Raw genomic sequence first — 12,491 nt, 5'->3', positions numbered from 1 at the left:
AAATACCTGAATAAACAGTAGAACTATGCTCCAATCTGTATTTCTTCGGCCATTCGTTCAGCACTTTCAATTCCTGAATTTAACACCAAATCGGTAAGGTTAAGGCTATCGATGTATTGCACCGCTTCGGTGTACGACCGTATATCGCGTTTTACCTCTAAAATGGTAATATCCGGATCGGGATTATCTACCATTTCGTTATACACCGGTGCTCTGAATTCGGCCATAGGAACTATAACCTCCTCATTGTAATTGTAGATAAAATCGTTGTGGCGGGCAAAAACAAATTCCAGATCGGTATGGTTAAAACCTGCTTTATAAAAGCGGGCAAAACACAGATACACTTTCCCATCGGGCAGCCCGTAAAAGTGCACCGGGTAGTGGGTTGGTAAAAATGTCATACTGGATTTGTGGATTAACCTGCTTAATGATTTCATAATTCGCAAGTTAAAGTGGTTTTATCGCTTGCTAAGTTAATGAAATTTATAGCCCTTAAAGCATCTGTTTTTTATCTAAATGTTAAAAGATGTTATATTCAATATTAAATCACCAGCTTTCACACTTTGCTCAAACAAAAAACAGGCGATTTCAGTTTTATTCTGAAACCGCCTGTTTTATACCGGCACTAAAAGAGTGTTTAATTCATCTTTTTCAGTGTGAACGAAGCAGCCATTCCTTCAGCAGAGTTTGGACCAACCCAAAGGTTAAAATCTCCCGGTTCGGCTTTCCACTCTTTCGAGGCTCCGTAAAATTCAAGATCTTTTGTAGTTATCTCAAACGATACCACTTTCGACTCTTTTGGCTCCAACTTAATTTTCTCAAAACCTTTCAGTTCTTTCACCGGGCGCGAAATACTTCCAACCAGGTCGCGAATATACAGTTGAACGATCTCTTCTCCGGCAACATTACCGGTATTGGTAATTGTCGCTTCAACTACAATTTTTCCGCCTTCGGTTAATTCATTTGTCGACAGTTTCAGATTTGAATAATCAAAAGTTGTGTAACTTAAACCGTAGCCAAATGGATAAAGCGGTTCTTTACTCTGGTCGGTATAGTGCGACCAGAATACATTTCCCTCGCCATTTGTCGCACGGCCGGTATGTAAATGATTGTAATATAATGGCTGCTGCCCAACAGCTCGTGGAAACGACACCGGTAATTTACCGGCAGGATTGTAATCGCCAAACAATACTTCGGCTATTCCGTTGCCAGCTTCCGATCCCAGGTGCCAGCATTCTACAATTGCAGGAACATTTTCGGCCATCCAGTTAATTTCTATCGGACGTCCATTCATCAGCACAACCACAACGTTTTTATTTACTTTGTAAACCTCTTCCAACAACTCCTGCTGAAAACCTTTCATCGAAATATCGGTTTGGCTGCGGCCTTCGCCCGACTGCCAGCAATCTTCACCTAATGCAATAACTACCACATCAGATTTTGAGGCCAACAAACGTGCTTCCGACATTCCACTGCGGTCGGTAGTGTTAATGTTTAGTTCGGTAGTAAACGAGCGTAAACCTTCTGTGTAAGCAGGCCCCTGGGCAAAGCGAATGCTGGAACTTCCGCCTACATTTTTTATTCCCTCCAGCAACGACACTGCTGAATTTGTAATTGCTTTAGCTCTCCAGCTTCCAAGTGGTACATCCTTGCTTCCGGCCAGTTCGCCAATAACGGCAATTTTTAGTCCATCCTTTTTCAACGGAAGAAGATCGTTTTCGTTTTTCAGCAAAACAATACTTCTTTTTGCGGCTTCTTTGGCTGCTGCAAGGTGTTCGTCGCAACGCAGTACCTTTTCACGCTCAGGATTGCAATATTTGTAAGGATCATCAAACAATCCCAGTTTAAATTTGATAGTTAATATGCGGCGTACGGCATCGTCAATCAAAGCTTCATCAACTTTTCCTTCGTTTACCAGTTCTTCCAGGTTATTTATGTAAGCATTACCTTCCATGTCCATATCCGAACCGGCGGTAATAGCTTTATAGGCAGCTTCCTTTTTATCGACAGCTACTCCGTGCGGCACCATTTCGCCAATCGAGTTCCAGTCTGAAACCACAAATCCTTCAAACCCCCACTCACCTTTCAAAATATCGCGTTGCAGGTAAGAGCTGGCTGTTGCCGGTGTTTCATTAACGGTGTTAAACGCATTCATAAACGTTGCCACACCTGCATCAACACAAGCTTTAAATGGAGGGAAAACAATATTGTGCAAAGTTGGATCGCCAATTTGTACTGTATTGTAATCGCGTCCCGACTCAATAAATCCATAAGCAGCAAAGTGTTTGGCACACGCAGCCATGGTTGTTTCATCCGACAGGTCGTCGCCCTGAAAACCTTTTACGCGCGCATAAGCCATTTTAGCTCCCAGATACGGATCTTCGCCAGATCCTTCCATAAAACGTCCCCAGCGGGCATCGCGGGCAATGTCAACCATAGGCGCAAAAGTCCAGTGTAAACCAACTGCAGATGCTTCAGTTGCAGCAACCCTCGACGATTTTTTTGCCAGTTCAGGTTCCCAACTGGCAGCCTCGGCCAATGGTATCGGAAACATAGTTTCGTAACCATGAATTACATCGTAAGCCAGTATTAGCGGAATTCCCAAACGGCTGCTGTCAACTGCCCAGGCTTGAATTTTTCGGGTGGCATTTGCTCCGGTAACATTCAACATTGAGCCAACTTTTCCTTCTTTAACCATGTTGTAAAGCGACATTGAATCAACGCCTTCAGGTGCGGGCCCTGTTAATTCCCAACGCGAAGAATATTGGTTTAACTGACCGATCTTTTCAATCAGCGTCATTTTCGACAGTAAAGCCTCAACTTTTGTATTAATACCTGAATCATTTTGGGAGGTAGTATTAGTACCAGGCTTTTGGCAAGCCACTGCAATTAATCCCAATAGAAGTAGTGATAGAAATTGTTTTTTCATTGATTATATTATATTATATTGCTTATTGTATATTTAACAGTTTGAAGCAAATATAATATAAAAACGTTCTGAAAACCTAAGCCTTAGCTCAAATAATAAAAATATGAAGCTGATTTTTACTGCTTCAAAATAACAACAAGTCCCAACCGAAAATTTATAAAAACAGATCGGGCAAAATGATAGTATACTTTTAATGTATTTTTTTTGTAATTACCTTATTTATTGAAAGTATTCAGGTATTGTATGGCTTGAAAAAGAAGCTTTCGGTACTCTTCTGTTTCGTATGTACGTTTATCGTGGCCAGGCTGTATATAAACAATCGCTGATGCGTTATACCGGTTCTCCCACGCGACATATTCAGCGCTTTTAGGATGACGGGTTCTCAACAATGGTCTCACATTGTCGGAGATTCGAATATTATTATATACCTCGTCGAAAAAACGTAATTCGCGAAACCCGGCAGTAACAGGCGTATAATTTTCAATCGAGCAATACACCCACATATCATGTTCGTATTCCGACCATTCCTCTTCCGGAATTTTTTTGTTTTGCTCGACATAACGACCTCCTACAATTTCCTCGAACGCCGGCCAGTTTTGATACGAAACGAGCGAATGATGTAGAAATAAAAATGGTTTTCCCCCTTTAGTCAGTCGTATATAAGCAGCTTTCTCATCCCGGGTTATTTTGTTCCACATATCGTAAAAAACAAGTACATCAAAATCGTCGGCAACACCATTTGCAATTGCTTTGTTGGCATTGGGTTGAGCAAAATGTTCATACTCTATTTCCGGCATCCGATCGAACAGTTGAAAAAACTGGAGCGTATCGAAACTATGTCCTCCGGTAACCAACATTACTTTTATTGGTTGAGCCATAACGACACTTGCAAACATGCTTACAACAACAAAAAGTATAATTTTCTTCATCATTTTTTTGTTTGAAACCCAAATGGACGGTCTCTGTGTATCGCGAAAATAAAAAAAACATCTGTATGATATTAATACGAAAAAGTATTGTTGTTAACACCCGAAATTCATAAATCGCTGAATTAAAGTTTTACAGGAATAAAAATTACCCTATTTTTGGTTAAATTAATTCAGAAAACACATTTCCATGAACAAAAAACTATTTCTATTATACTTCTCGTTAATTGTAGTTGCTTTTATATCGTGCGACCACATGGACGATGTTGAGCCGGTAACTCCGGCAAATGATTATCTTGTTGATGCAGAATTGCAATTTCGGATCTCGAAAACTGTAATTGATTTAACGATTGCCGCTGCAAGTGCGCAATACCCGGAATTATCAGCGGTTAGCGACCACATTTATTCGGGAGTTGACGTTTATAAAATTACCTACAAAACTACGTTTAACGATAATCCGGTTTTGGCATCGGGTGTAGTTGCCATCCCCGATGTTGATGGTGATTACCCGGTTTTAAGCTACCAAAACGGTACCAACACGGAACACAGTAAAACACCCAGTGTTGATTCGGAAAACCAGCTTTTCAAAATGCTGAAAATGATGGGATCCACCGGTTTTATTATTTCGTTACCCGACTACCTGGGTTTTGGCGAATCGGACGATATGTTTCACCCGTATCTGCACCAAGAGTCGACTGTACAAACTGTTACCGACATGCTGGAAGCAGTGCGCGAATTTATCGACGACAAAGATGGTATTTCGCTAAACGACGACTTGTACCTTGCCGGTTACTCGCAAGGAGGATGGGCTACCATGCAGGTTCAGCAGGCCATTGAGGCCGATGCCGGTTTTACCTACAATTTAAAAGCAAGTGCCTGCAGTGCGGGGCCATACAACCTGGTAACGCTTAACGAATATGTGGTTGGTTTGGAAGATTACCCACAACCCTATTTTCTGGCGTATATTTTTAACAGCTACCTGAAACTCGGTCTTGAAACACCTGTAAATACCGTTTTTCAGGCACCGTATGCCGATAAAATTGAAACGATGTTTGACGGTCAGACTTCAGGAGCCGATTTAAACGCTGAGCTAACTACTACCGTTTCCGACTTATTTACATCTGAATACCTTGCCGGATGGGATTCAGATGCAAATTATGCCCCTGTTATTGATATGTTGCACGCCAACAGTGTTCCTGCTTTTGTTCCCACCGTACCAACTACCTTATTTTACGGAACAGCCGACACTTATGTGCCACCTATTGTGAGCGAAGAGAAGTATGAAGAATTTATTGAAGCTGGTGCATCCACCAACCTGGTTCAGAAAATTCATCTTGATGGGCTCGATCATCAGGGAGGTGTTCTTCCATCAGGAGTGGCATCGATACTTTGGTTTCTGGAACTGAAAAATGCAGCGATGTAAGAAAGCCTGGAGAACAAAGCAGCAGACGGAAGTCCCGGATCCTTATTGAAACTTCATTAAAAGATATTTTACAGACTCCAAAACGATTCAGATTCATATTTTGCGTGCAAAATGCCAATCCTGACAGTTGAGATTCATATTTTCTGTGCAAATTATCAATCCTGACGGTTCAGATTCATATTTTCTGCGCAAAATGCCCATTCCAAAGCCGCTACCGCGCGAATCACGTTGCTTGATCTATCAAAAAAAAAGATTCCATCTCTCAAAAAGATGGAATCTTTATAATATATATTCTAAAGTCTTTTTCTAACAACTGGCAGCAACTTCCACCAACTCGCCTTCCAGCGAGAAATCGGATGCTGAGGTAATCTTAACATCGGCAAATTGCCCGATCATTGATTTATCGGTACAGGCAAAACGAATGGTTAATTTACCTTCGGTATACGATGTAAGGAAACCTTCTTTGCGGTCTTCGCCACGGACTAGTATACGTACGGTTTGGCCTACCAAACTTTCATTGTATGGCAGGTTGTGTTTTCGTAGATCTTCGGTAAGCTGATGCAGACGTCGTTTTTTCTCTTCCAACGGTACATCATCCACCCAGCGGTGACTGGTAGCTCCCGGACGAGGCGAATAAATTGCTGTGTACGACATGTTGAATTTAAACTCGTCGAAAGCCTTGCGGGTATTTTCAAACTGCTCCTCTGTTTCGCCTGTAAATCCAACAATCACATCGGTAAACAAAGTTGCCTGCGGAATAATACGACGGATAGTCTCCACAATATGACGATACTTTTCCATGTTGTGTTTGCGGTTCATGCGCATCAACACTTTATCGTCGCCACTTTGCATGGGTAGGTGAATCTGTTTTCCCAAAACGGGATATTCGGCAATCACCTCAATTACTTCATCAGTCATGTCGCGCGGGTGCGGCGAAGTAAAGTACAGCCAGAATTCTTTTTTCATGCGTTTCCCCAATTCTCCAATCTCGCGTAACAATTGTGGAAACGTCAGCTCCTCGCCTTTTTTGTCCAGTCCGTAGGAGTTTACGTTCTGTCCCAACAAGGTAATTGATTTATAACCCTGTGCTACCAACAATGCCACTTCGGCAATAATATCTTTTGATGGGCGCGACACCTCACGTCCACGCGTATAAGGCACAGCACAATAAGTACAGAATTTATCGCAACCGTTCTGGATTGGAATAAACGCCTCGAAATTCGACTGGTAATGGGGCTGCACGTTCCAGAAATCTTCGATATTCTCGTTATGCGGATCGATGCCCACATTCAAATGCGTAGGTGTTGTAATACCGTAGCTGCTGATCATTTTGGGCAGCTCGGGCAGGTCTTTCATCTGGAAAGTGATATCAAAAAGTTTCAGGAATTTTTCATGATCGTCGGGCAAAATACAACCCGAAATAAAAGTAACCAGGTTTTTATTGTTTTTCCACTTATTCCACTTATGAATGCGTGAATACACTTTATCGATGGCTTTCTGACGTACCGAGCACGCCAAAATACCAATCACTCCTGCCTCCTCCTCATTGTCGGTCCACTGGTATCCGGCTTCTTCAAGTACCGAGATCACCCGCTCGCTATCCGACATATTCATCTGACACCCTAAGGTTACTACGTGATATTTCATTTTATTATAGCTTGAAGACTGAAGCCGGAAGTCCGAAGATTCTGGTTGCAGTCTAACTTTTCTTTATTTATTAAAAGTACACTTCGGTATAAATGTTCGATGTCGGGATTCCTTTTTCCGACAAAATATCGAACACTTCGTATATCATTTCACTGTTTCCACAAAGAAAACAGTTTGTATTTTCATCTATTGTCTCTGTCTTTAAAAATTCGGTTACCCTTCCGTCGAAGTCGCCTCCCTTTTCTCCTGAAGTGCACAAAGTTACCCTTTCTTTATTAAAATCGTCATGATCGTAGGCTTCTTCTACTTTACGCACCCCATGTATCATTTTGTAATTCAGCTGCGGATGCGTTTTTACAAAACCATGAAACGGGCTGATGCCTGTTCCGGTGGCGATGAACAAAAATTGCTGCACCTGAAAACTTTGGGGATCGAACTTAAAAAATCCAAACGGGCCATCTACATCAACCAAATCACCGGCTTTCAGCTTTTTTAATTTCGACGATACTTTTCCGCCGTCCACTTCGCGTACCAAAACTTCCAGGTAATCGTCGTTCTCTCCACTGTAAATAGAATATTCGCGACGATCAACGGCTCCTTTAGTACCGAGCAATACAAACTGCCCGGTTTGGAACTCCATACCATTTCGTTCGAACCGAATTACAAAGGTAGAATCGGTTAAATGCCTGACCTGTGTTACTTTATGCTTTTTCAATTATTAAGACCTGTTCTAAATAAATCGGTGCAAAAGTATAAATAATTGGCAAATCTTCAAGGTTTTAGCGGTTTACATTAATCATTGATAAAAAAGCGCCACAAAAAAAGGGACCCTGCTAACAGAATCCCTCAACAAATAATCCTCCTTCACACTAATTGTATACCTCTTCCTCTCTTTGGTATCCCTCTGAAATAACGGTCAACTGAAGGTTCTCCCTGTTAACGATCATTCCGGTATGGAAAACCGTAGGTACTAACATTTCCCCGTTACTCACTGTCTGATATGTTTTTTCGCCATTCTCATCGCGTGCAAGTTTTATTGCCAAATCGGCAGTAGTGGCAGCAAGTTTTTCGTAAGGTTTATAAACGGTGCAGGTTTGATGACCGGCAACAATTTCGCGTAAGTTTCGCAAATCGGCATCCATTCCAGCTATCAATATCTGATCCTCCATACCTGCTTCTTTTATAGCCCTTATCACTCCCATGGCTAACTCGTCGTTTCCGGCTATAATTGCATTTACATCAGGATGAGCATCTAATAGTTTTTTGCAATGTTCATAGCCTTCGTTTTCTTCCCATGCGTTGGTAAATTCGTTATAAACAATTTCAATGTCGCCCCGTTCAACCAGAGGTTGCAGCACATTTCGCTGGCCAAGGTAAAGCAACTGGCTGTTGTTGTCGCTCATTGCTCCCCCGATTAAAGCATATTTTCCTTCGGGTTGTATGGTGGTTAAATAACTGGCCTGCAACGAACCAATTTCTACGTTGTCGGTCGAGACATAATAATCAAGTTTGCAATTTTTAATCAAACGGTCGTACGAAATAACTTTTACATTCTTCGCATGTGCAGCTTCAACAATAGCAGCGGCAGCAAACTGATCTACAGGTACTACCACTAACACGTCAACACCGTTGGCGAGCAGTTCTTTTGCCTGAGCCAATTGTTTATCAGCATCATTTTCGGCATTCATAACTTTTACGGTTCCTCCAAGTTCCTGAACATCTTCTACAAGATAGTCCCGGTCGTTTTCCCACCGTTCTTTATCAAATGCATGGATTAAAAATCCTACTTCAACAGGCTCGTCTTTGGTATCGCAAGCAGTAAAGCAAAGTCCGGAAAGAAAAACTAAGATGAGTAATGTTATCCTGTAATTCATATTATTGAATTTAATTAAGTTTCTATTCAATTTACGAATTATAAGATGATAGGTTAACCCTTAAAATTGTTTTAGTTGCTTGTTTTATAACATTAGAAATAATGAAACCTTTTGAAGGGGATTTTAAAACTTTTGAATCTCCTCGTATAATTTTTGAAGAGGAAGCCCCATAACATTGTAAAACGATCCTTCGATGTGTGAAATCCCGATTGTTCCAATCCACTCCTGAATGCCGTATGCACCGGCCTTATCGAAAGGTTTATAATTGCGAATATAGTAGTCTATTTCAACTTCGCTTAGCTTTTTAAATTGCACGTTGGTTAAGGAAGAAAATACCACCGATTTTTTGGTTGAACTAAGACAAACACCAGTTATTACCTCGTGCATTTTTCCGCTTAAAGCCGATAACATTTTGTAGGCGTGATCGTAATCGTCCGGTTTTTCCAGCACTTTTCTGTTTAAAACAACAATGGTATCGGCTGTTATCAGCAAATCGTTATTGTTTAGTTCATTGGCAAAAGCCTTTGCCTTTTTTTCTGCCAGGTAGCCCGGAATCTGATCAGGAGAAAGCTCCGGCGGGTAATTTTCATCTACATCTTTGGTTTTCATCTGAAAAACAATCCCCAACGATTTTAAAAGCTCTTGCCGCCGTGGCGATTTTGATGCAAGAATGAAGTTATATTCGGGTATCCAATTCATTTCAGAATGCTCTTGAATTTAGCATTTCGGGAGTAAACCATTTGTGTTGTGCTTTTAACGCCTGTTCAATTACATCGCGCACACAACCTTCGCCACCGTTTTTATCCGAAATGTATTTCGAGATATTTTTAATATCACTTACAGCATCTTTTGGGCAGGTTGGTAAACCAACAGCCTGCATCACCCGGTAATCCACCAGGTCGTCGCCCATAAAAAGCACATCTTCGGGAGATATGTTCACCTTTTCCAGGAAATCGTTTAAACAGGCTACTTTATCACGGGCTTTATCGTAAAAATGCTCCACTCCAAGTTTTTCGTAGCGTAAGCGAACACGTTCAATATAACCTCCGGTGATAATCGCAATCGGATAACCGGCTTTTATGGCACTTCTGATGGCAAAACCATCTTTAACGTTAGCTGTTCGTATAGGGTCGCCCTCTTCGTTAAGCGGCGAAACGTCTTGCGACAATACGCCGTCGACATCGAATACAAAAGCTTTTACGCGGATAAGTTCTTCTTTAAAAAACGACATTCTTATTGTTTTTCCTGATGATGCTCAAAAATACTCTTTGAATTTGAATTGTACAATTCCTGTAGATCGGACATTTCTTTTAATTCACTCAGGTGCGATTTTATAATGTTTTCATCGAAACGGATGGCCGGGCCTGTTTGTGCATCTTTCGGATGCAATTCCTGAACTTTTTGAGCTGTTTCCATAATGAGTGGCCGCAGGATTTCAAACTGCAGATCTTTAGTCTCCAGATATTTGGCAGCCATTGCATAACAATGATTGGCAAAATTACAGGCAAACACGGCGGCAATGTGTAAGCTTTTTCGTTTTTCAGAATTGAGTATTGTGACTGATTCCGAAAGCTCATTAGCGAGTTCTTCTAAAATGTTTAAATTCTCGGATGAACTTGCTTCAACAAAAATGGGAATCTGCTTAAAATCCACTTTTCTGTTTTTTGAAAAAGTTTGCAAAGGATAAAAAACACCATAGTTTTTAGCGTATTGACTTAAAACGCTCATGGGTAAACTTCCCGAACAATGAACGAGCAATTTATCGCCAAACCCGATCTTGCTCAATACCTGATCCACTGCCGAATCTTTTAAGGCCACAATGTAGATATCAGCTTCTTTTGTGATCGTTTCAGTTGAAGTAGTGAAGGTCGTATGTAAACTATCAGCCAACTGTTTTGCTGACTCCTCGGTACGACTGTAGACCTGTACCATTTCGTGTCCGCATTTTTTCAATTCATTCGAGAGATGAGTTGCCACATTTCCTGCGCCGATAAAAGCTATTTTATATTTTTTCATTTGTGCTTTTCTTGAAAGGTAAAATTTTTAATCTGTTCCGGCGAATGCCATAGAAACAGGCTGTAAAACAAACAAAAGAATGAAAGTCCCATATGCGTTTCAAGATTGGCATCGCCCCAATTGGCAATTCCAATAAAAACGAATAATAACCATAACAATAGGTTTTTCTCCTGGTTTTCTTTAAAAACGGGTATTAAAATCATACTCATTATGACCGCGAAACCTATCAGACCGAACTTTACTATGTAGTTTAAGTACTGATTATGCGATGACCGCTGATTTTCCTGTTTTAGTTGCGAGTTTAGCTCATCGTATGCTTTCGCATATTCAGCCTTCCAGTTTCCTGTCCCAATCCCAAACCAAATATTCGTTTTTATGATTTCGAGTGATGCTTTTACAAACTCAATACGTTGAGATAGCGATTGATCATTAGGATTTCCGGTTGCTTTGTACCTGTCGTATTCCCAAATGGTCTCGTAAATCCGAGGATATAACGAGAAACGTTTTTCGGCATAAATGTAGTTAGCAATTCCCTGTTCTATATTTTTAATATCGGCCTCAGTTAATTGGCTCACTCCGGCACTGTCTTTTCTTAATCCCCTGCTTGTAAGGTAACGAACCAAAGTGGACCGATTACTGAAGCCATGGATGTTTAGCGAGTCGTATTTACATTCACTCCGTTTGTTCCATTCCGTACGCAGCTCATCAGCACAAATATAACTTTGTACCCAATGTCCATTTTCTTTTTCCTGCGAGTCAAAATTAAAAGTATACGGGTTTCCTGATGCTGTATATTTGTCTACGGTTTGCGGATCCAGCTTTTCGACGTTATAAAAATCGTTCCAAACTGATTTTGTATAAATAATCGGTAATGCAACCAAAATTGCAAGTATAACTACAAGCAAATAGTTGAATTTACGTTTTACTGTATATAGATAATAAAGCCCCAAAAAACACACCGTACCCCAAAAAGCAATAATTCCGATTATTGATTTCAATAGAAAAAGAAATAACACCAGCCAAACTGCCATGGTTATAATTGCTGATCTGTATTTAAATCCTCCACTTTCCTTCGAACTCCGTATAACAAGGAAAATGCAACAGAATATGGCTAATGCCACCTGATAGGAGTACCTGATATGTGAAATGAGCGAGATATCTCTGAAGTCGGAGATATTGAATGCTGATTTAAATATGAAGCGTATAGCAGCAATTACAGCTACTACAGTAACAGCTATGCAGAATACTGTTATTACTTTATAGAAGCGTTTTTCTGACAACCGCGGAGATAGTACTATTCCGAGTGGAATTACCACCCAGAAAGCCACTTTTTTCAGTTCATACAATGACAACGCAAAATCTCGTGTATGAAGCATCCCCAACAGATACACGCCAAATATTGCAAGAATATAGAATATTGATTTATGCCTGATTAACGACTTTTTTAAATCACTTACAGGTTGAAATAATAGTGATTGCAGAAATAGAAAAGCTGCTGCAATACTAACCAAGGCTTCGGAAAAAGGCAGAACGATTACAAATAGCAGCAGGCTATAGTAAAAACTTTTTTCGCGTAATTCAGCAGTGTTATTTTTCAGACTCATTTAGCCAGGTTGCAATTCGATTTATTAAACGGCACAGAATTACTAATAATTGCTGATAAGCGCAATTTTTTG

11 protein-coding genes are annotated in these 12,491 nt (G+C 40.6%); 1 reads left to right on the top strand and 10 read right to left on the bottom strand.

The features are described from left to right. Positions 1 to 23: 23 nt before the first annotated feature. The 3 genes from LH29_RS12495 to LH29_RS12485 all read right to left on the bottom strand — a co-directional run bounded on the left by LH29_RS12495 (position 24) and on the right by LH29_RS12485 (position 3,861). Complete coding sequence (locus tag LH29_RS12495) at positions 24 to 437, bottom strand: hypothetical protein (protein WP_157493686.1); 414 nt, start codon at positions 435 to 437, stop codon at positions 24 to 26. Between the two features lie 200 nt (positions 438 to 637). Next, on the bottom strand, positions 638 to 2,929 hold the full coding sequence (gene bglX / locus LH29_RS12490) for a beta-glucosidase BglX (protein WP_045030334.1): 2,292 nt from the start codon (positions 2,927 to 2,929) through the stop codon (positions 638 to 640). Between the two features lie 215 nt (positions 2,930 to 3,144). Continuing rightward, the gene (locus LH29_RS12485; protein WP_082063682.1) at positions 3,145 to 3,861 is read right to left on the bottom strand and encodes a ThuA domain-containing protein; all 717 of its coding nucleotides are present in this window, start codon (positions 3,859 to 3,861) and stop codon (positions 3,145 to 3,147) included. Positions 3,862 to 4,045: 184 nt separating this feature from the next. Between LH29_RS12485 and LH29_RS12480 the strand changes: the two genes are divergently transcribed. Beyond that, the gene (locus LH29_RS12480) at positions 4,046 to 5,278 is read left to right on the top strand and encodes an alpha/beta hydrolase family protein (protein ID WP_045030332.1); all 1,233 of its coding nucleotides are present in this window, start codon (positions 4,046 to 4,048) and stop codon (positions 5,276 to 5,278) included. 306 nt (positions 5,279 to 5,584) lie between these two features. Here LH29_RS12480 and miaB read toward each other — a convergent pair whose 3' ends face one another. The 7 genes from miaB to LH29_RS12445 form a co-directional block, all read right to left on the bottom strand. Then, a complete protein-coding gene (gene miaB / locus LH29_RS12475) occupies positions 5,585 to 6,925 on the bottom strand; it encodes a tRNA (N6-isopentenyl adenosine(37)-C2)-methylthiotransferase MiaB (protein WP_045030330.1) in 1,341 nt (446 codons plus the stop codon). A 70-nt stretch (positions 6,926 to 6,995) separates the two neighbouring features. Beyond that, a complete protein-coding gene (locus tag LH29_RS12470; RefSeq protein ID WP_045030328.1) occupies positions 6,996 to 7,640 on the bottom strand; it encodes a ferredoxin--NADP reductase in 645 nt (214 codons plus the stop codon). Between the two features lie 154 nt (positions 7,641 to 7,794). Beyond that, a complete protein-coding gene (locus tag LH29_RS12465; RefSeq protein WP_052670886.1) occupies positions 7,795 to 8,799 on the bottom strand; it encodes a sugar ABC transporter substrate-binding protein in 1,005 nt (334 codons plus the stop codon). Between the two features lie 123 nt (positions 8,800 to 8,922). Next, complete coding sequence (locus LH29_RS12460) at positions 8,923 to 9,498, bottom strand: Maf-like protein (RefSeq protein ID WP_045030326.1); 576 nt, start codon at positions 9,496 to 9,498, stop codon at positions 8,923 to 8,925. Between the two features lies 1 nt (position 9,499). After that, on the bottom strand, positions 9,500 to 10,030 hold the full coding sequence (locus LH29_RS12455; protein WP_045030325.1) for a KdsC family phosphatase: 531 nt from the start codon (positions 10,028 to 10,030) through the stop codon (positions 9,500 to 9,502). 2 nt (positions 10,031 to 10,032) lie between these two features. Then, positions 10,033 to 10,815, bottom strand: coding sequence for a Rossmann-like and DUF2520 domain-containing protein (locus tag LH29_RS12450; RefSeq protein ID WP_045030324.1), 783 nt, complete (start codon positions 10,813 to 10,815; stop codon positions 10,033 to 10,035). Continuing rightward, positions 10,812 to 12,419, bottom strand: coding sequence for an O-antigen ligase family protein (locus LH29_RS12445; RefSeq protein ID WP_045030320.1), 1,608 nt, complete (start codon positions 12,417 to 12,419; stop codon positions 10,812 to 10,814). The genes LH29_RS12450 and LH29_RS12445 overlap by 4 nt, the downstream gene beginning before the upstream one ends. Positions 12,420 to 12,491 lie beyond the last annotated feature (72 nt).

The organism is Draconibacterium sediminis (assembly GCF_000949475.1).
GTDB lineage: Bacteria > Bacteroidota > Bacteroidia > Bacteroidales > Prolixibacteraceae > Draconibacterium > Draconibacterium sediminis.
Note: the sequence above shows the minus strand (reverse complement) of the source record. Positions and strands in the feature narration are given on the sequence as shown.

Coding starts and splice junctions, on each gene's coding strand:
- LH29_RS12445 (WP_045030320.1), bottom strand. CDS start 12,419: ATGAGTCTGAAAAATAACACTGCTGAATTACGCGAAAAAAGTTTTTAC.
- LH29_RS12495 (WP_157493686.1), bottom strand. CDS start 437: ATGAAATCATTAAGCAGGTTAATCCACAAATCCAGTATGACATTTTTA.
- LH29_RS12450 (WP_045030324.1), bottom strand. CDS start 10,815: ATGAAAAAATATAAAATAGCTTTTATCGGCGCAGGAAATGTGGCAACT.
- LH29_RS12460 (WP_045030326.1), bottom strand. CDS start 9,498: ATGAATTGGATACCCGAATATAACTTCATTCTTGCATCAAAATCGCCA.
- LH29_RS12455 (WP_045030325.1), bottom strand. CDS start 10,030: ATGTCGTTTTTTAAAGAAGAACTTATCCGCGTAAAAGCTTTTGTATTC.
- LH29_RS12465 (WP_052670886.1), bottom strand. CDS start 8,799: ATGAATTACAGGATAACATTACTCATCTTAGTTTTTCTTTCCGGACTT.
- miaB (WP_045030330.1), bottom strand. CDS start 6,925: ATGAAATATCACGTAGTAACCTTAGGGTGTCAGATGAATATGTCGGAT.
- LH29_RS12485 (WP_082063682.1), bottom strand. CDS start 3,861: ATGATGAAGAAAATTATACTTTTTGTTGTTGTAAGCATGTTTGCAAGT.
- bglX (WP_045030334.1), bottom strand. CDS start 2,929: ATGAAAAAACAATTTCTATCACTACTTCTATTGGGATTAATTGCAGTG.
- LH29_RS12480 (WP_045030332.1), top strand. CDS start 4,046: ATGAACAAAAAACTATTTCTATTATACTTCTCGTTAATTGTAGTTGCT.